Source organism: Sulfurimonas sp. (genome assembly GCF_029027585.1).
Classification (GTDB): domain Bacteria; phylum Campylobacterota; class Campylobacteria; order Campylobacterales; family Sulfurimonadaceae; genus Sulfurimonas.
In genome coordinates, this window is the sequence record NZ_CP093397.1 from 1187452 (window position 1) to 1208026 (window position 20575).

The 20575-nt window shown below is 32.1% G+C and carries 25 protein-coding genes and 1 pseudogene; 8 read left to right on the forward strand and 18 right to left on the reverse strand.

What is annotated here, in order from left to right:
• The first annotated feature begins 93 nt into the window (after positions 1 to 93).
• Entirely contained in the window at positions 94 to 345 is a 252-nt protein-coding gene (locus MOV50_RS06165; RefSeq protein ID WP_321779523.1) for a hypothetical protein, read from the forward strand.
• Here the strand turns inward: MOV50_RS06165 and MOV50_RS06170 are convergent.
• From MOV50_RS06170 to MOV50_RS06180, 3 genes are read right to left on the reverse strand one after another with little or no spacing between them, the layout of a single operon-like run.
• Positions 324 to 734 (reverse strand): hypothetical protein, encoded by a 411-nt coding sequence (locus tag MOV50_RS06170; protein WP_321779524.1) that lies wholly within the window; start codon positions 732 to 734, stop codon positions 324 to 326. The two genes, MOV50_RS06165 and MOV50_RS06170, sit on opposite strands and share 22 nt — an antisense overlap.
• Positions 735 to 789: 55 nt before the next feature.
• Positions 790 to 2448: a DNA primase gene (gene dnaG, locus MOV50_RS06175; protein ID WP_321779525.1), complete on the reverse strand. Its 1659-nt coding sequence runs from the start codon at positions 2446 to 2448 to the stop codon at positions 790 to 792.
• 40 nt (positions 2449 to 2488) lie between these two features.
• Positions 2489 to 2632, reverse strand: a complete 144-nt coding sequence (locus MOV50_RS06180) for a hypothetical protein (protein ID WP_321779526.1) — start codon at positions 2630 to 2632, stop codon at positions 2489 to 2491.
• 207 nt (positions 2633 to 2839) lie between these two features.
• Here MOV50_RS06180 and rpsU point away from each other — a divergent pair, with 207 nt between their 5' ends.
• Positions 2840 to 3052, forward strand: coding sequence for a 30S ribosomal protein S21 (gene rpsU, locus MOV50_RS06185; RefSeq protein ID WP_008340937.1), 213 nt, complete (start codon positions 2840 to 2842; stop codon positions 3050 to 3052).
• A gap of 30 nt (positions 3053 to 3082) precedes the next feature.
• On the opposite strand, the gene MOV50_RS06190 is transcribed toward rpsU, so the two are convergent.
• From MOV50_RS06190 to MOV50_RS06200, 3 genes are read right to left on the reverse strand one after another with little or no spacing between them, the layout of a single operon-like run.
• Positions 3083 to 4306, reverse strand: coding sequence for a DUF481 domain-containing protein (locus tag MOV50_RS06190; RefSeq protein WP_321779527.1), 1224 nt, complete (start codon positions 4304 to 4306; stop codon positions 3083 to 3085).
• Positions 4307 to 4351: 45 nt separating this feature from the next.
• Positions 4352 to 5419 carry a dGTP triphosphohydrolase gene (locus MOV50_RS06195; RefSeq protein WP_321779528.1) on the reverse strand — a complete coding sequence of 356 codons (1068 nt, stop codon included), beginning with the start codon at positions 5417 to 5419 and terminating at the stop codon, positions 4352 to 4354.
• A 5-nt stretch (positions 5420 to 5424) separates the two neighbouring features.
• Positions 5425 to 5985, reverse strand: coding sequence for a PhnA domain-containing protein (locus MOV50_RS06200; RefSeq protein WP_321779529.1), 561 nt, complete (start codon positions 5983 to 5985; stop codon positions 5425 to 5427).
• A gap of 87 nt (positions 5986 to 6072) precedes the next feature.
• Between MOV50_RS06200 and MOV50_RS06205 the strand changes: the two genes are divergently transcribed.
• Positions 6073 to 7203 (forward strand): multiheme c-type cytochrome, encoded by a 1131-nt coding sequence (locus MOV50_RS06205; protein ID WP_321779530.1) that lies wholly within the window; start codon positions 6073 to 6075, stop codon positions 7201 to 7203.
• Here MOV50_RS06205 and MOV50_RS06210 read toward each other — a convergent pair.
• The 5 genes and pseudogenes from MOV50_RS06210 to MOV50_RS06230 all read right to left on the reverse strand — a co-directional run bounded on the left by MOV50_RS06210 (position 7193) and on the right by MOV50_RS06230 (position 11417).
• Positions 7193 to 7414: a hypothetical protein gene (locus MOV50_RS06210; protein ID WP_321779531.1), complete on the reverse strand. Its 222-nt coding sequence runs from the start codon at positions 7412 to 7414 to the stop codon at positions 7193 to 7195. The genes MOV50_RS06205 and MOV50_RS06210 overlap by 11 nt on opposite strands.
• 6 nt (positions 7415 to 7420) lie before the next feature.
• Entirely contained in the window at positions 7421 to 8248 is an 828-nt protein-coding gene (locus MOV50_RS06215; protein WP_321779532.1) for an FAD-dependent thymidylate synthase, read from the reverse strand.
• Between the two features lie 52 nt (positions 8249 to 8300).
• Positions 8301 to 9383, reverse strand: a complete 1083-nt coding sequence (locus MOV50_RS06220) for a phospholipase A (protein WP_321779533.1) — start codon at positions 9381 to 9383, stop codon at positions 8301 to 8303.
• Positions 9384 to 9391: 8 nt separating this feature from the next.
• Positions 9392 to 10039: a protein-L-isoaspartate(D-aspartate) O-methyltransferase gene (locus MOV50_RS06225; protein WP_321779534.1), complete on the reverse strand. Its 648-nt coding sequence runs from the start codon at positions 10037 to 10039 to the stop codon at positions 9392 to 9394.
• Positions 10040 to 10232: 193 nt separating this feature from the next.
• Positions 10233 to 11417 (reverse strand): annotated as a pseudogene (locus MOV50_RS06230) (IS3 family transposase).
• A gap of 198 nt (positions 11418 to 11615) precedes the next feature.
• On the opposite strand from MOV50_RS06230, the gene MOV50_RS06235 reads away from it, so the two are divergent.
• The 3 genes from MOV50_RS06235 to MOV50_RS06245 all read left to right on the forward strand — a co-directional run bounded on the left by MOV50_RS06235 (position 11616) and on the right by MOV50_RS06245 (position 12470).
• Positions 11616 to 11864, forward strand: coding sequence for a hypothetical protein (locus MOV50_RS06235; RefSeq protein ID WP_321779535.1), 249 nt, complete (start codon positions 11616 to 11618; stop codon positions 11862 to 11864).
• 97 nt (positions 11865 to 11961) lie between these two features.
• On the forward strand, positions 11962 to 12207 hold the full coding sequence (locus tag MOV50_RS06240) for a type II toxin-antitoxin system Phd/YefM family antitoxin (RefSeq protein WP_321779536.1): 246 nt from the start codon (positions 11962 to 11964) through the stop codon (positions 12205 to 12207).
• Positions 12201 to 12470, forward strand: a complete 270-nt coding sequence (locus MOV50_RS06245; protein WP_321779537.1) for a Txe/YoeB family addiction module toxin — start codon at positions 12201 to 12203, stop codon at positions 12468 to 12470. The genes MOV50_RS06240 and MOV50_RS06245 overlap by 7 nt, the downstream gene beginning before the upstream one ends.
• 18 nt (positions 12471 to 12488) lie before the next feature.
• Here the strand turns inward: MOV50_RS06245 and MOV50_RS06250 are convergent, their stop codons facing one another.
• From MOV50_RS06250 to MOV50_RS06260, 3 genes are read right to left on the reverse strand one after another with little or no spacing between them, the layout of a single operon-like run.
• The gene (locus tag MOV50_RS06250; RefSeq protein ID WP_321779538.1) at positions 12489 to 13211 is read right to left on the reverse strand and encodes a carbon-nitrogen hydrolase family protein; all 723 of its coding nucleotides are present in this window, start codon (positions 13209 to 13211) and stop codon (positions 12489 to 12491) included.
• A complete protein-coding gene (locus MOV50_RS06255; protein WP_321779539.1) occupies positions 13212 to 13742 on the reverse strand; it encodes a carboxymuconolactone decarboxylase family protein in 531 nt (176 codons plus the stop codon). It abuts the gene before it with no gap.
• Between the two features lie 23 nt (positions 13743 to 13765).
• Complete coding sequence (locus MOV50_RS06260) at positions 13766 to 14788, reverse strand: ribonucleotide-diphosphate reductase subunit beta (protein WP_321779540.1); 1023 nt, start codon at positions 14786 to 14788, stop codon at positions 13766 to 13768.
• Between the two features lie 58 nt (positions 14789 to 14846).
• On the opposite strand from MOV50_RS06260, the gene MOV50_RS06265 reads away from it, so the two are divergent.
• Together MOV50_RS06265 and MOV50_RS06270 are read left to right on the forward strand one after the other, a co-directional pair.
• Entirely contained in the window at positions 14847 to 15839 is a 993-nt protein-coding gene (locus MOV50_RS06265) for a hydrolase (protein ID WP_321779541.1), read from the forward strand.
• 46 nt (positions 15840 to 15885) lie between these two features.
• A complete protein-coding gene (locus MOV50_RS06270) occupies positions 15886 to 16812 on the forward strand; it encodes a bifunctional methionine sulfoxide reductase B/A protein (protein ID WP_321779542.1) in 927 nt (308 codons plus the stop codon).
• 9 nt (positions 16813 to 16821) lie between these two features.
• Here MOV50_RS06270 and MOV50_RS06275 read toward each other — a convergent pair whose 3' ends face one another.
• The 4 genes from MOV50_RS06275 to MOV50_RS06290 are packed head-to-tail and all read right to left on the reverse strand — an operon-like array spanning position 16822 to position 20563.
• Positions 16822 to 18069, reverse strand: coding sequence for an NnrS family protein (locus MOV50_RS06275; RefSeq protein ID WP_321779543.1), 1248 nt, complete (start codon positions 18067 to 18069; stop codon positions 16822 to 16824).
• A complete protein-coding gene (locus MOV50_RS06280; RefSeq protein WP_321779544.1) occupies positions 18069 to 18806 on the reverse strand; it encodes an ABC transporter ATP-binding protein in 738 nt (245 codons plus the stop codon). The genes MOV50_RS06275 and MOV50_RS06280 overlap by 1 nt, the downstream gene beginning before the upstream one ends.
• On the reverse strand, positions 18794 to 19576 hold the full coding sequence (locus MOV50_RS06285) for an ABC transporter permease (RefSeq protein ID WP_321779545.1): 783 nt from the start codon (positions 19574 to 19576) through the stop codon (positions 18794 to 18796). The genes MOV50_RS06280 and MOV50_RS06285 overlap by 13 nt, the downstream gene beginning before the upstream one ends.
• Entirely contained in the window at positions 19577 to 20563 is a 987-nt protein-coding gene (locus MOV50_RS06290; protein WP_321779546.1) for an ABC transporter substrate-binding protein, read from the reverse strand. It abuts the gene before it with no gap.
• Positions 20564 to 20575: the final 12 nt, after the last annotated feature.

Sequence of the window (20575 nt, forward strand, 5' to 3'; positions counted from 1 at the left end):
TTTCCCCTGTAAATAGGGATTTTCATATATTAAAGCATAAATTATTCCATTATTTAGATTTTAAAAAACTTGATCTTTGTCGATACTATGCTCATGATTAAACTGTTTTATATTTTTGTACCTTTTTTACTCTTTGCCTCAAGCCCCTTTGATACACAAGAGCCAAAAAAATTTGACCTTTATGTTTTTGAGAAAAAAAAGAGTATTGAAAATAAAGAGGCTATTGAAAATAAAAAAATAAAATGTAGGTTAGTGTGCGATAAAAAGGTTTATAAAGAACAGAAAATATCTGAGGCTATAGAGTTTTATAAAAACTCTAAGGACTACTTTAAAGAATCTAAGTAATCTAAATCTTTTTTACAAAAATGTTTTACACTAGTTTGTAATACTCCTATAAGCTCATCTGCGTTTTCCCCATCTGAGGGGTAGCTAATAAGAAAAGAGTTTATAAAATTACCAAAAAAATCATCAAATAATTTTTTTACAATTTCTGCTCCATACTTGTCGGTATAAGGAAGAACGAAAAAATAATCTGCGGAGTTGTTGGCTATGGTGTCAGAGGTTCTTAGTATTTTTTCTAATGCTTTTGCGACTCTATCATCTTTTTGAGAAGAAAAATCACAATATAAAATTGTAAAACTTTCTGCTCTGTTTTCATCTAGTCTATCAGCAATACCTATATTTAAACGAAGAAGTTGTTTAAAATCTTCAAATTCAAAGTGAATACCAGCCATCTGTTCTTCCTTAATTTTATTTTATTGTATCAGTATATCTAAAATTTGTAAAATATTAAGCTTCAAAAGGGACTAATTCCCCCTGCTTTAGCTTCATTATTTTGCCACGAAACTTACGAATATAAAATGCTTTTTGCTCAAAAGAAATAGAGTTTTGAAGGTTTACTCTTTTTAACTCTCTTTCATAGTATCTTGTTAAAAAAGTAATGAGCTCTGCTTTTAAAGCTTTTTCATCTTTTAGTGCTTTTATCTGCTCATCAACCATAATCGCCATTATTTGCGGTTCATCTGTTTTTCCTAAAAGAGCAAGTGAAAACTCTTGTGAATGAAACTGCAACAAAGATGCGTCTATAGCATCTAAGATTTGATTTACTAATTCTGGCTGTTCTATAACTGTTTTTATAAGACTTAATTCCCACATATCTTTATGAGTATTCTTTTGAAGAAGAGGAGCATTTTGATTAGTTTGTGTGATTTTTACTAAAGATGGGCTAACACCTAAACCACCAAGCCTAGATGCTAAAAAAGTTTTATACTCTTCTTGTAAAAGAGGGGAGAGAGTTTTAAGGTAAGACACTCCATCTTGCATACAGTCTTCTTTTGCCTTTGGATCACGAAGATTATATAAAGATAAAATCTCTTCTAAAACAAATTCTATAAAAGGTTTAGCTTCTCTAAACATTATAGATAGTTCTTCTATCGCACCATTATTTACCATATCTGCGGGGTCAAGTCCATCTGAAAAAATTACTACACCACCTCTAAAGCCACCAGCACTCAAAAGTCTGGATGCCTTAAGAGCAGCAGTTCGACCTGCTTTATCCCCATCATAAGCCATAACAATTCTTGGCTCACCCTTTCGTAAAAGGGGTAGATGCTCTTGTGTTAGTGCTGTTCCTAAAGTTGCAACCGCGTTGCTAAAACCTGCTTGATGAAGCATAATAACATCAAGATAACCCTCTGTAACGATTATCTCTTTTGTTTTATAAAGTGTTTGTTTAGCATGATGATAAGCATACAAAAGACGCGATTTATTAAAAAATGCTGTTTGCGGAGAGTTTACATACTTTGCTTGATGTCCGGTTATAGTTCTTCCACCAAAACCAACAATTGAACCATTGGCAGAATGAATTGGAAAAGTAACTCGTTCGATAAACCTAGCGTAAGAACTTCTATTGTCTTCATTGTAACCAACAACTCCCATCTCAACTGCTTCATTCATACTAAATTGCTCAGATGTTATATAGTTGATTGTTGAAGAAGTATCTGGAGCATAACCGATTCCAAACTTCTCTACACTACTCTCATAGATGCCACGCTCTTTTATATATGTTAGTGCTGTTTGTTTTGATGTTAGTAGGTTTTGATACCATTCATTGAGTTTATCCATTAATTGAGAACGAGGTTTATTATGTTTGTTATCTGTATATGAAAGTGTAAAGTTATAAGTATCTGCTAACTTTTCTAAGGCTTCTGGATAGTTTAATTTCTCATACTCCATAACAAACTTAATACTATCTCCACCAGCTCCACAGCCAAAACAATGATATATCTGTTTTTGAGGACTTACTACAAAAGAAGGGGATTTTTCATCGTGAAAAGGGCAAGGTGCTTTGTAGTTTGCACCTGCCTTTTTTAACTCCACATAAGAACCAACAACATCAACTATATCAAGTCTTGCTTTTAAGGCTTCTATGGAATCTTGCGCTATCATTCTTATATTATACTAAAAAAACATTAAAGGAGTAAAGATATTATTTTTTTATATATAAACTTGATGTTGGGTGATTTGGTTTAGTGATTTGAGGTTTTTTTGTGTCTCTTGTATCATATTTTACTACATCTTGAGCCTGAAGAGCACCTAAAGTTAAAGCTATTGCTATAATTATTTTTGTCATTTTTTTATCCTTGGTAAGAGCGTATTAGACTCTAAATTTTTAAATCAGACAAATTCTATCCGATTTAAAAAACTCACGCATTGACATAAATCAATAAAGGACAAATTTTGTCTGATTTAAAAAAATTTGCATTTTTGAAAAATTTAGCTATAATTCCACTCTAAATGTCTTCGGGCATTATATTTTAAAGAAAGTGGGTGATGTGATATGCCAGGAATAGTACTTCGTTCAGATGATAATTTTGATGCATCTTACCGCCGTTTCAAGAAGCAGACTGACCGTAACTTAATCGTTACAGAAGCTCGTGCTCGCCGTTTCCACGAAACTGAAACTGAAAAGCGTAAGAAATTCAAAATAGCTTCTCGTAAGAAAATGCTTAAGCGTCTTTATATGATGAGACGCTACGAATCACGCCTATAAGATTAAGCCTTCGGGCTTAACTTACTTCTCTTAAAACTCAACTCCCAAACCTACTAAAAATTGAAAATCACTCTTTGCAGGAATAATTCCAGCTTCTGTTTTTTCAGGACGCAATAAATAATCCCATATAAGACTAAAATCTAAGTCTAGCCAACTTGTAAGTTCATTTTCAAGCGTAGAAATCATGTGATGCTTATATGTTCCAGACTTTTCATCTGAATATGTCAGCTTATAATTAAACTTAAAATCTACTTTTGTATTTAGCTCAATATTTGCCTTTGTGCTTATTTCTAGCGCAGGAGAAGTAGTTATTTTTTCACCCTTTTGAACTGATATATACTCTATGCGTGTATATGCTGGACCACCTGACACATCCCACTCTGCTCTATCATTATTTACAAGAGTATAGCCTATACCAGCCCCCGCAGTAAATTGATTTTTTATATTTTGAAACTCATCTCTATAAAACTCTGAAAAAAGAGGTGTCCAAAAAAAGTTTCGTGTTATATACCTATCATATTTTTGATTGATACGATGGTCATTTGCTGTTGTTTCATTATCTTTAGAAGATATACGACCTAGATAATCAAAATAAAGATTACTACTGCTCGTTCGTCTTTTTAAATTGATACTTGCTATATAATCATACTGTTCTTTATTTCCTGTGCGTATATCCAAATTAAATGATATTTTTCCTGACCAATAATTAAACTCTTTACTACCTTCTGGGGCAAAAGCTATTATCTCTGTTCTTGTAAATGTAAATTTTTTATCGCCTTGAATTATTGTGATTTCATCGTTTTTAAAGCGTATGATTCCTGAAAATTCTGCAACATCTTCAATATTCACACCTATTACATAAAAACTTTTTATTTGAGAAATATCTTTAAAGTCAAAAGTATAAAGTCCCATCTCCTTACTGTCAAATTCTAACTTATTGTTATACATGGCTTTTATTTCACCCTTAAACCACTCTCCTTTTTTTGTTTGAATCCAATCATATGCTTTTGCTTGAGGGGAGAGATCTTCCCATGGAGCTTGAAAGATAGAAACATTTTTTTGTTCCTCTTTTTTAACTGCCTCGCGAACTTCTTCTTGGGATAAACCTGAAGTATCTTTTATCTCTATTAGTGTTGAATCATCTTTTCTTTCAAGTTCTATTGGCTTCTCTTGCTCTACTTTCTCCGTATTTTGAAGTTCCTGCGCAAAGAGAGGAAAAAGAAGTATAAGAAGTATAAATATTATATTTTTCATATCAATTCAACCATTATATATTTTATTATATACAAAACTATATAGTTATAGCTTCCCGTACATTTCATTGTAAAAACTAAGTGCATATCTGTCACTCATAGATGCTATGTAATCCGCCACTACACGGTGTTTATGTCTTTTTTTTAACTGCTCAAAATAAAACTTTGGTAACATCTTTTGCTCTTGCATTAAAGCACTATAAAGACCTTTTATAGCCTGTTTTCCTGCAAACATGCGTATAACTATCTCTTTATGTTGATATAATTTGTTTAAAAGTAGCTTTTTAAGCTTTTTAATTTTTGTTTCTAATACGGCATCAAAACCTATGGGAATCTCATCTTTAACATCTACCTTTTCTCTTGAATAATCTAAAAGAGAATAAACCAAATGATTTATAAAGTGGGAGCTAAATCTATAACGAAACATCTCATCTTCTTCTAAAGATATATCTTCATCATAAACTTTTTGAAGTATCTCTTGGATTAGTTCACTTTCTTTTAAGTCTTCAAAGCTAATAAGTCCCGAGTTGATACCATCATCTATATCATGACTCATATAAGCAATCTCATCAGCCCTATCAACTATCATAGCTTCTACCGATGGATGCGTATCAAGATTAAACGCTCCATCAATCCAAGAAGGTAAAAAACTTTTTTTATACGGATAAGAGTGTTTTAAAATTCCTTCTAATGTAGCAAAAGTTAGGTTTAATCCATCAAAATTTTTATATCTTTTTTCTAAAGATGAAACAACTCTAAAGCTTTGAAAATTATGCTCAAAACCATTTTTAAACCCATCTTCTTTCAAACACTCATTTAAAGTATCTCCACCAATATGTCCAAAAGGAGTATGCCCTAAATCATGTGCTAAAGCTATCGCTTCAGCCAAAGATTCTCTTAGTCCAAGGTGTGAAGTAATAGAACGCGCGATTTGTGAAACTTCTAAAGAATGCGTTAAACGAGTTCTAAAAAAATCACCCTCTTGATTTAAAAAAACTTGCGTTTTATACTCTAATTTTCTAAATGAACCTGAATGAATTATTCTATCTCTATCCCTCGCAAAAGGGTTTCTAAAATCTTTGTCTATTTTGTGAAATCGCTCATTTGCTAACATCTATATTAAGACTTTTTAAGAAATTTTGTAAGTATGTGAATTTTAACGCCATTTACACGACCTTCAATATGCTCAACATCATTTAAAACAAGGGTGATATTTCTAACTGCTGTGCCTCGTTTTGCTGTAAAACCTGTTCCTTTTACATCTAAATCTTTTGTGATTACAACAGTATCGCCCGCTTTAAGTGTTACTCCATTAGCATCTTTATACACAAGAGCATCTGCATCTACTCCGATGCTTTGTGCATCTGCGTATGTTTTAACATCTTCTTCCATATACATCATATCAACTAAATCTTGGCGTCCAAGAGCATTTAAAAGACGATAAGACATAACTACAACCGCGGGAACTTCACTCCACATACTATCGTTTAAACAGTTAAAATGATTTTCATCAAAGTCTGTTTCTTTCGCTAGCTCACTAGAACATTTTTCACAAATATAGATGGCTTTATCCGCACTTCCATCAGATGGAGCAACCTCAAAAACATTTAAACCTTCACTACTTGAACAAAGTTCACACTTATTAGAACTTCTTGATATTAACTCTTTTTCTATACTCATAGATGCTACCTTGATAATTATTAACCAAATTATACCTTCTTGATTTGTATTAATAACTTAGATTTTGACTTATGCTAAAATCCACATATGAAAAAAGTAATATACATAACCCTACTCCTTCTAATATCTTCATTTTCTTATGCAAATGAAAGTAAAGTTTGTCAAAAATGTCACCCTATCATTTATGATGAATACTATAAGTCTTCTCACCGTAAAGCTTCAACTGTGAATAACCCTATCCACAAAGCTCTTTGGGACAAACATCCAAAAGATGCCGATGGATACAGTTGTGCTAAGTGTCACTCTCCTAGTGATAAAGAGTTAATGGCAACTGGTATCTTAAAAGAAAACAAAATTCAAAAAGAAGAACCTATCTCTTGTGTTTATTGTCATACGATAACAGATGTAAAAGAAGGAACTAACTCAAACACTAACCTAATAACAAACAAAAAAAGAGAGTTCTATACAGCACAAGCTGATAAAAAGGGTTCTAAAAAAGCTGAGTATCAAACAAAAAGCTCATTCTTTGGTTTGGTTAAAGTATCGCAAAATTCCCCTTTTCATAAGATAGACTATAACAACGAAAATTATTACAACGGTAATGTTTGTATGGGATGCCACTCTCATGTAAATAATGAGCATAGTTTTGATATAACAATGCTAGATGCCATGATTGATAAAAAAGATAAAAACAACTGTGTAACTTGTCATATGCCTCAAGTTAGTGGAACAAAAGTTACTCTAAATGAGAGTAAAACTCATGCTTTTCACGGGATTGCTGGCATCTATCATATGAATAAAGAGATGGGCAAATATATTGATTTTAGCATAGATAAAAAAGACAATAATTTTATCGTTAAGATCATAAATAAGTCAAACCATGCTCTTTTTGGTCAAGCTTTTAGAGAAGGTGTTTTACAAGTGACTATCTTAAGAAATGGTAAAACTATTAGTTTAAAACCTTTTATATTTACAAGAATTTTAGCAAAAGATGGCAAAGAAGTTATGCCTTGGTTAGCAAATGAAACATTAAAAGATACTCTAATCTATGCAAAAAAAGATGTGATTTTTGAGAGTAAAATTTTAGACGGGGATAAAATAACACTAACACTAGGAGTTAGAAGAATCTCTAAAGAAGCATCTAAAAAACTAAACCTTCAAAACAACAAAGAAGTAACAAAATTAAAAATTCTAAAAAACCAATCTTTTAATTTTTAGTCTTGTTAAACTTTAGGGCTTCGTCTTTGCTCTCTTGTTTATGTTTAGTCTGATTAAAAGCTTTGTCCGCTTCTTTTTCATTGTAGTTTCTGCATTCCTCTGGCACCACAGTATTTGGTTCAGAAGCTATTTTGTCACACATAGATGCATTGATGGTGAAATGAGAACAACCGCTAAATAAAAATACTAAAATTAAACTATATTTATACATAATATTTTATTTCTTTTTTACAATCAAGTCTAAATATTTAGTTGGGGTAACTCTCATCATCTCTTGAGCTAACCAACGAATCTGAAAATATGCAGCACCACTATCTCTAAGTGTAAAATAATTCTTTAGACTTCTAAGATTAAAAGTAACAACCATATCTACTTTTACATTATCAGTGATAATATGCTTAAAAGCATCTCCAACATTTCTTTTTTTCTTTCCACTTTGAAGTGCCACAAAAAGTCCCTCTGAGTCATTGTTAAAATCCGACAAAAAGCCAAGTGAACTTTTAGCAATAGCGATGGAGTTAAAATTTTCTACCTTTGTTTGCTGATACACTAGTTTATCAAACATAGAAGCTATCTCAACTCTGTTATAACCTTCATCACAAGTAACAAACATATCAAAACTCAAAATCTTACTTATAAAAAATTCTTTATCACCCTGTGCTGCAACAAAAGCATTTATAATAGAACTCATTGTATAACGGGTACTTCGTACACTTATAGCTTGGATGCGATGACGAGCATGTTCTTGAAGTACTCCTCTTGAAGTTCCTCTTATTAAAAAAGACAAATTAGCATGTTCTAAAATAGAGTGATGAAAATATGTCCAAGATAAATCTCCTAAAAGACTTGATTCTTCAATAGCGTTTATATCAGTACACATCTTTGAATCTGGGAGATTATTTTCTATATAATTTATAACTTCATTTTCGCTGTTTGAAAAAGAGTCATAACAAGTTCTAGCTGCTGTTTCTGCAACACCTATACCTGTATCTTGAAGTAAAATCACCTCTGGTTTAGAATACTCGATGCCATACATTTGTTCCATACATCTTCCCTAAATTTAATTATCGATATTTTACTATAATTTGTCTTTACTCTTATCTTGATATACTAAAACCAATTCCGATTTTATCTACTTTGTTGTCATAATCTATCAAACTCTCGCCATAACCACTAAAGCCTTTTACATATAAAAACAAATCTTTTCTACCAAGAACAGGATAACTATAATTTAATTCTATCGCGCCATGATTAGAAAAATTATGCCTAAGTTTTACCTCTGCTAAATGCTTTTTATATGGAAACATAAACTTTAGATGCCCATGTCCAAGATAATCCAAAAGTTCTGGATTATAGTCAAAATTATCAGAAAGTCTATACCATAGCTTTAACTCTGTAAACATATATTTATATTGAAAATATAAACTACTGCTTAAAGAATTCCATGACCGCTCTTCCTCACCACCTCTGCCATTTGACTCATGTTCAAATGAAAATTTCACAGCTTTTAAAAATTTACCATCATTAAATTCGGAGGTAGGAATCATAATGTAAAGCTCTGGATTATAGTTGGTTTCTCTAAAATATGCCGAGTCTGTGTAGAGTTGCCAAAAAGCAAGTTGAGTATATGCAACAGAGTATATCTCTCCAAATCCCAATAAATCTGAAGCAAAATCAAACTTTATACTGACTTGAAACTCTGTTTCCATATCTTTTGCTTCATGGTTATTCGTATCAGCATATACTCCATTAGCCAAATAACTAATCGGTAAAAAATAGTTTGCTTTATAGGCTTTTATATTATAAAGAGATTGTGTATATTGTCTTATTGTATCTTGAGTTTGAGAGTCATTAGATTTTTCTATGCTTTTATATAGTTCGCGTTGTTCTTTGTCTATATCTCTTCTTGAATCATATTTTATTTGCTCATAGTAACTTTTTGAAGAAATTTTATACCATTTAGCAGAAAGTTCTTTGTCTTTGTCGCAACCCTCTCCATTTTCATACATTTTACCTAGAAAATAAGCAGCATCTGAATCTCCTTTATTTGCTAAAGTATCAAACATAACAAAGGACTTCTCGAAGTCACCATTTTTATATAGCGTATAAGCATCTTCAAACTTCACAGAAGAAGAAAAAAGAAGGGTTATTAAAAGAGTTAGTGTTACTAATATTTTCATGTTAAGCCCTACTTTTGGATTCCATCTAAGATAGGAACAAACAAACACGATTCAAGTTCACTAACTTGGATTGAGCTTCCGATTTTTTTAAAACTGGTTATGACTTGTTTGTTTGCCTGTTGGATAGGAGCAATTAAAATTCCACCATCCGATAGCTGTTCAAACAACTTTTGTGGGATTTCTTTGGTAGAAGCAGAAAGAAGAATCCTATCATAAGGAGCGTACTGAATCCATCCATTTTGTCCATCATCTGTTCTTGTGTGAATATTGTTAATATTTAAATCTCTAAATCTTTTTTTTGCTTCTAACATCAAGGATTCTATCCTCTCTATACTAAAAACTCCACGAAAAAGATGTGAGAGAACTGCCGCTTGGTAACCACTTCCACAACCAATTTCTAAGACTCTATCTGCCCCTTTTGGCTCTAAATATTGAGTCATTTTGGCAACTGTTAATGGAGAACTTATATATTGGGCAGCACCTATTGGCAAAGCATCTAATTTATAAGCATTATGCTTAAATCCAGCTGGAACAAACTCTTCTCTATTTGTTTTAGCGATGGCATTTTTTACCTCATTACTTAAAGAAAAATTTTGATGACACTCATCTGCCAATCTTTGTGTTTTACTCGCGGTTATTCTATCCAATACTAACATCCATATTTTAAAATCTATTAGATGCAATTATATCTTAAAACTCATATTTGCACTATGCTTTGACTTTCTTGGATTTGCATTTTTAATACATATTAAATAAAGTAGTTGATTATTCAAAATTAAGGATATTTATAATGCCCCTAAAAATCAAGACAACATTTCTAAAGATTTAATTTCATAAGCAACTGCTACTTTATCCTACACTTTTTAAATAATCAAGATAGACATTCATAGGTTTTCTATAATCTAAACTTGAATGAAATCTCTTAAAATTGTATTTGTAAATATATGATTTTACTCCTTCTTTTAAATCTCGAATTGTCTCATAATCGTTGATGTAAATATTGCCATGCTTGAGAGTTCTAAAAAATCTTTCAATTACAATATTATCTATACTTCTGCCTTTGCCATTCATAGATATTTTTATGTCATGATTCTTAAGTACCTGAGTATGCTCATAACTTGTATATTGACTCCCTTGATCGGTGTTAAATATTTTTGGTTTAGGATATTTAGCAAGTGCATCTTCAAGAACATCAGTTGCTAATGTCGTATCCATAGAGTTTGAAATTTTATAGGACAAGATAGCTTTAGAGTGCCAGTCTATAACAGCAGCTAAGTACATGAAGCCACCATTGATACGAATATAAGTAATATCGCCACTCCACACTTCGTTTGGAGTTGGTACATATACAGTTTTTCGTCTTCCAATTTTAGTCCAATATTGTTTGAGTAGATATGCATAAATTGGATGTGCTTGATTTTTGAGGCTAGTGAGTTTCCTCTTCATTGGATATATCGCCTGTATGCCAAGGATACCCATATATTTTAACACTCTATTTCTACCGATGGCATAGCCATCTTCTTTCAGTTATTCATAAATAAATCTATAACCATACTCAGAATTCTCAGTAGCTACTTCATCAATCCTATGAAGTAACTTTATCTTCTCTTGACTCATTGGCACTGGTTGATAGTAGTAACTACTTCTACTGATACCAAGACTTTCACACTGCTCTAACACAGATATTTTATTATGCTTAGACTCTATTAGAGACTTTTTATTATCAAAGTCCAAGCTCTTTAACTTTCCCGTTGCCCACTCCGCTTTGATAGTTGCTTTTCCAAGTGCTTTAGCTAGTCCATCATTTTCAGTTTTCAGTTCTTCTATCTCATCTCTATATGCTTTAGTTGCTCCAGCTACATCAAATGCTAAAGATGCATTTTCTAAAAATTGAGTTTTCCATTTCCCCAAAGACTGAGAAGTGATTTTATACTTAGTTGCAATCTGACTTGTTGTCATCTCTTCTTTTAACATTTCTAAGACTATTTTTGTTTTTTGTTCGGCAGTATAAGTTTGCCCTTTTTTTCTACTCATAATTTATCTCCATATTTCTTACTTATTTTAGCTTTTTTGAAAATAAATCTTACTGAATTTGTGTCTTAGATTTTAGGGGCATTATAAGAAACTTACATAAAGTATATTAGAGATAACAAAGATGACATACTGTTTGAATATTTCAAACTTAATTATTGTAATTACACAGAAAAATACTTTGATGTTGTATATGAGACAATGAAACTTGATAGAAGTTTGATAATTGAAAATTTTGAGACTATTGGTAAGAGTATTTTGGTACTTGATTGGTGGGATATCAATGAACTATTAGAAGAAAATAATCTTAATGAAAATAAAAAAGACTACTATAAAACTTTATATTATATGCAAAAACTAAAACTTGATAATAATCAAATAAATGAACTTATAGATAAACAGAATTCTGTGATTAATATTGTAGAAAATAAAAAATGTACATTATGGTAATTATGTAAATTTATTGACTCAAGTCAACCACTATCTCTAATCTAATAAAACTTGACTAAGCGTACTATATTTGGTACTATTATAAAAAGGATTGATTATGACAAAGGTAATGACAGTGAGTCAAGCTAGAATAAACATTTATAAAATAATGGATGAAACGGCCCAAACACATCAACCTATTATGATTACTGGAAAAAGAAATAATGTTGTAATGCTTTGTGAAGAAGACTGGAATGCAATTGAAGAGACCTTATTCTTAAACGCTATACCAGGTATGGCAACTTCTATAAAAGAAGCTATGGATGCTCCTAATAGCGAATTTAGTGAAGATATTGAATGGTAGCCTACAAAGTTACTTATTCAAAACAAGCTTTAAAAGATGCAAAAAAACTCTCATCTGTTTCTTTAGATAAAAAAGCCAAAGAATTAATTGAACTTATTAAAAACAATCCATTTCAAAAAGCACCTCCATATGAAAAACTAGTTGGAAACTTAAGCGGTTCATACTCACGCAGAGTAAATATTAAACATCGAATAGTTTATGAAATTATTGAAGATGAAAAACTTGTAAGAATATCAAGAATGTGGACTCATTACGGAGAATAACAAAACTTTAGAGTTATCTTACGCTATCCCAACATCCATATATTTTCTCATTACTTTTATCTCTTTGGGGCTATATTCAAGGCTTAAGCAAGGGTTATCTATGTTTCTTTGTACCATTCCATGAGGGCTTATAATTCCGCTCATTTTTGTACAATCTTCATTTAAAGAATCACTTGCAACTACATAACATTGGTTCATAATAGCTAAGGCTTGAGTTAGATTGGCAAAATGCTCCGTTCTTAAAACTCCCCACCAAGATGGGACTGCTATAACATCTGCCCCTTGTGACTTTTGCCATAACTCTTTAAAACGAAGTTCAAAACATATAAAAATGGCTATTTTAATTCCATCAACCTCTACTATTTTGATGTTCTCATCACTTCCTTCACTCATATACTTATGCTCATCACCAAAACGAAAAAGTCTTGCTTTTGCTCTTTCATAAACTATTTTACCGTTATGAAAGATTTTTGCAAAATTAAAAACTTCTGTACCTCTTCGCTCTAAGATTGTAAGTATAATTATTTTAGAAAAAGAAGCTTTTTTAATCTCCCTTATTGCTTCATCAGCAAAATCTAAAACCTTTTCAAAGTTTTCATAATCATAACTTGTTAGACAAACTTCTGGAGCAACTATCAGCGAGTTTTTATCACACGCATCTATGAGTTTTAAAAGTGTTTGTAAGTTAGTGTTATAGTCATCTGTTGTTGTGTCAAAGAGCAAAGAGTTTAGCGTGTACAACTATTCCCCTAAAGCAAAAACATTTGAAAGAGTATTTATATAATTAAAATAACCTGTTATTGCAACAGCTTCTATAACTTGGACATCACTATAACCCATCTCTTTAAGAGCGGTTATTTCTTCTTTTAAGATTTTATAATTATCTTTTTTAGAAGCTTTTATACAAAAGTTTAAAAGTGCTTTTTCTTCTTTTGTAGTGCTTATAGCATCTACACCTTTTAAAACTTCTTCTATTCTTTGCTCTGTTAGTCCAAGCATTTTTGCGATGCTTTTATGTACATCTACGCACATCTTACAACCATTTTCTACTGAAATAAGAAGTGCTATAGATTCTTTGATGTCATAAGATAGTGAAGTCTCATCAAGAAGATACTTTTGAATCATTACATCAGTTGCAAAATATACTTTCTCATCAATTGCTAAGAGTTTAAATATCTCTCCTAGCTTTCCTGTTTTTTCTAAAATTGGTCTAGCTTTACCTTGAATTGCTGGACTCATTTGCTCAAACTCTGGTAAATCTATATGTGCCATCTTTGCTCCTTTAATTTTATTTCTTAAAAATCATCATCAAAAGTTAAAGAACCTTTTGAGTAGTTAGTTACAGTGCCTTCAAAAAAATTAGTTTTTTGATCGTTAAATTTTGCAAAATCATCAACCCACTTAATAGGGTTATCTACATTATAAAGTTTCTCAAATCCGACTGCGTTTAATCTTTCATCTGCTAAGAACTGTATATATTGTTCAACTATTTCATCTGTTAAACCTAAGATTTGACCTTGAGTTATATATTTACCCCAGTCACTTTCAAGTTTTACGGCCTCTTTAAACATCGCTATCACTTCTTCTTTAAGCTTTGAGGTAAAAAGGTCTGGTCTTTCTTTACGAAGAGTGTTTATGAGGTTTTGAAAAAGTACAAGGTGTGTTACTTCATCTCTTTGTATAAAACGAATCATCTGCGCACTTCCTAGCATCTTTCCTGAACGAGCAAGAGTATAGATATAAGCAAAACCACTATAAAAATAGATGCCTTCTAAAATTTGATTTGCAAAACATGCTTTTACAAAGTTGTGTTCAGTTGGGTTTGCTGCTAACTCTTGATATATAGCGGCAATTGCATCATTTTTACTCTTTAACATCATATCTGTACGCCAAAGTTCATAAATCTCTTCAGAGTTTGTGGAGATGCTATCAACCATTACTGCGTAAGATTGTGAGTGAAGCGCTTCTTCAAATGATTGACGAACTAAAATAAGATTTATTTCTGGAGAAGTCACATAAGGGTTTACATTGTCAATAAGATTATTTGTTTGCAATGAGTCCATGAAAATTAACTGCGAAAGAGCCTTATCATAAGCTGCTTTTTCAGCCTCAGTAAGGTTTTTATAATCATTTATATCACGAGTCATATCTACTTCTTTTGGAAACCAAGTGTTGTTTAGCATCACTTCCCAAAGATTATATGCCCATTGATATTTGATATTATTTAACTCAAATATACCAGTTGGATCTCCACCAAATATTTTTCTATCGTTTACATCTTCTGTTGATTCTGGATTATATATCTTTTTTCTGTTCATATTAAAGCCTATTTTTATAAGTTATTGATTATATCTAAAACTTCGCTAAACTTCTATTATGATTAATCAATTTAAACCTTCTTTTTTACTAAAAAACGAGCATGTTCAAACGCTCTATTCATCTATGTTTACTAGGTGCCCTTGGGGTAGAAAAATCAAATCACATAAGTTTGAGATAGAGCGATTTGAGTTAAGTGATGGAGATTTTATAGATTGTTACTGGTATAACTTCCAAGAAATAGAATCCAAAAAACCTATTGTTATGCTTTTTCATGGTCTTGCTGGTTCCTATAAATCTCCCTATATCCAAGGAACAATGCAAGAACTAGATAAAAATGGTTTCAATAGCGTTGTTGTACACTTTAGAAGCTGTTCTGGAGTTATGAATAAAAGTCCTAACTCTTATCATAGCGGTAAAACAGATGATGCTTTAGAATTTATAGATAGCTTGAAAAACAGGTATAAAAATAACAAACTTTTTTGTACAGGCTACTCACTTGGTGGAAATATGCTTTTAAAACTTTTAGGTGAGTTAGCTGAGCAGTCCCCTATTACAGCAGCCATTTCAGTATCTGCTCCAATGCAGTTAGATATTTGTGCAGATTACATAGATAATGGTTTTTCAAAATTTTACCAATACATCCTTGTAAAAAATCTAAATGATTCTTTAAGAGAAAAGTTTAAAACACATGATTTTAAAACTCTCATAAATTTAGAAGAAAAAGATATAAAAAACTTAAAAACTTTTTGGGATTTTGATGATGCTTATACTGCTCCTATTCATGGTTTTGCATCTGCACAGGACTACTACACAAAATCAAGTTCAAAACAGTTTTTAAAACATATACAAACTAACACTCTTATTATTCACTCTTTAGACGACCCTTTTATGACACCAAAAATTCTTCCAAATAAAGATGAAATATCTCCATGTGTAAAACTAGAAGTACATCAAAATGGCGGTCATGTTGGTTTTATACAAGGCTCCTTTTTTAAACCTAAATACTATCTTGAAAAAAGAGTAGTAGAATTTTTTAAGCACTTTATTTAAAACTTCTCTCATATAATAAGTAAAATTATAAATTAAGGAGCGTGGTATGAAATTCTTTATTTCTTTTATACTACTACTAACTATGATGAATGCAATGGATTTGAAGCCTTGGAAGGGCAAAATAGATACACTCAGTGATGAAGAAAAATATGTACTTATAAGCAAAGGTACAGAGTCTCCATACTCTGGTAAATACACAAATGAAAAGTCAAATGGCGTTTATACTTGTAAAATATGCGAAACTCCTCTTTACAAATCTAGTGCTAAATTTGATTCAAATTGTGGTTGGCCAAGTTTTGATGACGCGATAGAGGGAGCAGTTAAAAGAGTTCCAGATGCAGATGGAAGACGCGTAGAAATTGTTTGTGCTAAATGTGGTGGACATCTTGGTCATGTTTTTGAGGGCGAAGGTTTTACAGATAAAAACACTAGACACTGTGTAAATTCTATCTCTTTAAATCTAGATGCTAAAAAAGAGAAAAAAGATTCTGCTCTGTCTTACGCTTACTTTGCTGGTGGATGTTTTTGGGGAGTTGAGTATTACTTAGAAAAACTAGATGGAGTTAAAGAAGTTCGCTCTGGTTTTATGGGTGGTCATGTTAAAAATCCAGGATACTATGAAGTTGTTGCTGGAAAAACTGGGCATCTAGAGGCTGTTGAAGTTGTTTATGACAAAAGTCAAATCTCTTTTGAAAAAATTGCAAGAACATTTTTTGAGATTCACGACCCAACTCAAACAAATGGTCAAGGTCCTGATATTGGTGAACAATATTTAAGTGCGGTTTTCATAAACAATGAAGATGAAAAAAACACTATTAAAAAACTCATAGCTCTTTTAGATGAAAATGGATTTGACATTGCAACTAATATTCTTCCATCTGTAGAGTTTTATAAAGCAGATGAAGGTCATCAAAACTACTATAACAAAAAAGGCTCACAACCATACTGCCATGGTTATAAGAAAAGGTTTTAAAGGCTAAAACTAGCCTTTAATCCCATCTGCTCTTTCATTTACCAAGAATTTAGAAAACTGTACCATATAGATAACAAAAGGTAAGCTCCATATTAGCGAAGAGTATAGATATAATTCGCTTGTGTACTCATCAAAAAATGGAATCAAACCTCTCATAAATGTTGCTAAAATAATTAAAAAGACCATTAGATGCGTATATATATTTGATGTTAGCTTTCGTCCTGTGTGTACCCAAGAGATTATTAACATAACTACTATATAGGAAAGTCCGATTCCTCCACTTGTTATAAAGTGTCTAAAGTGATTAATACCATTGATATCAGGGTTCAATAAATCCCAAGCCATAAGTACATAACCAATACTAAACAAAACATATATAGATGCTAGATATATAACATAGGGCTGATTAAGTATAAATTCATCTTTAAGTTTATACTCACTTGTTATGCCTAATATCGCGGTTCCCGCTCCAAAACCAAGCCAAGCTAAAGCTGAGTTTTGAGGGTACAAAAATTCAACAGTTGTAAAAATAATAACCATAAAAATAGCTAAATTTGTTTTTGGAGGACGAGATATAAAAACATCATCAATGCCTTTGTCTTCCATAAGTTCATTGATAGCTTCCATATTTACTCGTCTCAGAGCTAACAAAACTATAACTACAATTGCCCCAAGTGCTACTTTTAAGATATCCAGTCCTGTCGTTTGCACAAAACCAGCCTGAGATGCAAAAAACCATACTTCTATAATAAACAAAGCAACTGCCGTATAACCGATAGATGCATGTCTTTGAAGTTTATCTAGAACTGCATCTTTAGCAAACCAAATAATCCAACCAAGCATCGCAAGGTTTAAAAATGCTGTTAGATAGATGCCCGTAATATCTATAAGCCAAAAACTAACGCGTCCTGCTAACCAAAGCATAACAACATACTTTAGTCGTTTTCCAACTAATGGAACAAGTCCAGGGAAAAGTTCAGGAAGTCCTGTTGCAAGAAATGCCAAAACACCTGCTGTTATAAGTCCATATAACATCTCATAAACATGCCAAGTTAAAACATCTTGCATAAAAGGAATACTTAAAGTTCCACTCCAAACAAGCCCCCAAAGAACCATACTAATAACTATGTATGGAGCTAAAAGTAAAAATATTGGTCTAAATCCATACGCTAAATATGGGGGAACATTTTTTTCATCAGGATAGTAAAGATAATGGTTTGTAGCTCGTAATTTTTCTTCTTGTTGTTTTTCACTCATTACTTTAACTCCAATTCAAATGTATCTATGATCTCTTCATCTTGCAATATTTTAGCACTCTCATTATAAACATATTTATCATCTCTTTTCTTTTGAGCAAGTGCATATGAAAACTTTTTAACAATATGTCCTGGGTCGGCTTTTAAAAGGAGTATTTCATCGCTAAGTCTAATCGCTTCCATCAAATCGTGTGTTATAAAAAGTATGCTTATCTCTTTTTTTTCAATCATTTCTATAAGTATGGCTTGAAGTTCTTTTTTTAGCCCTATATCTAAAGCAGAAAAAGGTTCATCAAGAAAAAGAAGAGATGGCTTTAGAACTAAGGCTCTTGCAAAACTAACGCGTTGACGCATTCCTCCACTTAAGTCTTTTGGAAATTTTTCAAAGTCACTCTCTTCAAGACCAAACTTTATAGCAATCTCTCTTGAGCTAGCTATTGCCTCTTTTTTATTTACACCTGCACCTAACAAACCTAAAGAGATGTTATCTATAACATTTTTCCAAGGGAGAAGTCTTGCATCTTGAAAAGCAAAAGCACTACTTTTAAATGTGTTAATCACACTTCCTTCTTCTACATCTAACAAGTTTGCACAAAGATGCAAAAGTGTAGTTTTTCCACCGCCACTAGGTCCAACGATAGATAAGACTTCACCTTTATGTAGAGTAAAATTAATATCTCTTAATATCTCTGTAAAACCAAAATGATGATTTAACTTTTTTACCTCTAACTTCTCCATAGTTCAACCTCTCTTTTGATTGGCTCTAGCACTATGTACTCTATAAACATAAGTGAACCTATCATAATGACAACAAGAGCAAGCGCGGTTGGAGTGTCTAACTGACTTCTTGCAACTGCAAGTGTTGCGCCGATGCCATCACTTGTAGCTAAAAGTTCAGCCATTACAACTATCTTCCAAGCCATACCTAGCGCACTTACCCAAGCAGGAAAAACATAAGAAAATATATGAGGAAAATAAACATCTAAAAACTTCATGTGCCAAGGTAGCTTAAAACTATCAGCCATCTCCTTTAAGTCGCCATCAAGTGTTCGTGTCCCCTGAAGTGCACCAACAAAGATTATGGGAAAAGAGGCAACGATAACAGTAAAGATAACAGTCTCATCTCCCATACCAAACCAAATCATCGCTAAAACTATCCATGCGATAGGAGGCATTCCAACCAAAATAGTAACAATAGGACGACTCATCATAGATGCTGTTACAAAGAAACCTGCAATAAGTCCAAGAGTAGAACCAAGAAGTAAAGAGATACCAAAACCAACAGAAGCACGATACAAGGTTATATTTATCTGCTCTAAGATTTCTTTATCGCCAAGCATTATATAAAGTGTTCTAAAGGTTTCTTCTGGAGATGGAAGAACCAAATCTCCATAAATTTGATTTCCCATATCCCAAACAGCTATGAAAAGAAAGATAGATGCTATTGACCCCCAACCACTCCACAAGTAAGCTGGAAAATCTTTAAGTATTTTTAGAGCAAATTTCATCTAAGGAGCTTTGTAATAAAAACTATCTTGAGGAAGTTTGCCACCAATACTCTTCGGGTCCTCTTCTTTTAAAATATTGAAAAAGAATTCCATTTTTTCTTTAGAATCTCGAGCTGATATACTTTTCATATTTAAATGTGAAATAGAATCAGCTACACCATCTTCGCTTAGCATTTTTATCTCTTTTGCTACTAAAACACCTGCTTGCTTAGGGTTAGACATATACCACTCAAGTGATTTATCATACTCTTGCATAAATCTAGAAATAACATGAGCATCTTTCATTCTACCAAGTACAGCCATTCCAGCCTGAGGAACATTGTTGTCTGTATTAAAGACTTTTGCCCACTCATCTTGCAAGTTTACACTTCTATATAAATCAGGAGCGACTATACTAATAGGGAATGATTTTGTTTTACGAAGAGCCACTGAAATCGCAGGTTCAGCGAGAAGAGAGTGGTCTATTCTTCTCATTATTAACATCTGCATAGCATCTATAGGACTAGCTACATAGACTAACTCAAAATCTTTTTTAGGGTCTAGACCTTGTTTTTTTAGAAGTTGTTTAAAGACGATGTCTGGCATATCTGCACGAAAAGGAATCGCAATCTTTTTACCTTTAAAATCTTTTAAAGTTTTCAGATTTTTATCTCGACTTATCATGCCAAGAATTCCCCAGACAGAAACATTTAAAAGTTTTACATCTACACCCTTATTGTTTAAAATCGCTGCTGTATTTGTAGGAATTGCTACAAAATCAACATCCCCTTTTATAACGATTGCTCTAAGTTCATCAGGGTTTTTCCATAATCGAAACTCAACTTTTTTTGCAACATCTTTTAATGCACCTCTCTCAATCATATGTAAGATAGGATGAGATACAGATGCAAAAGGTCCTGCAATAACAATCTTTTCTAATTTCTCATTAGCTTGAAGCAAACTAATTGTTAGCGTTAGTAGTAAAAAAACATTTATAAAGTTTTTCATTTTATTTCCTCA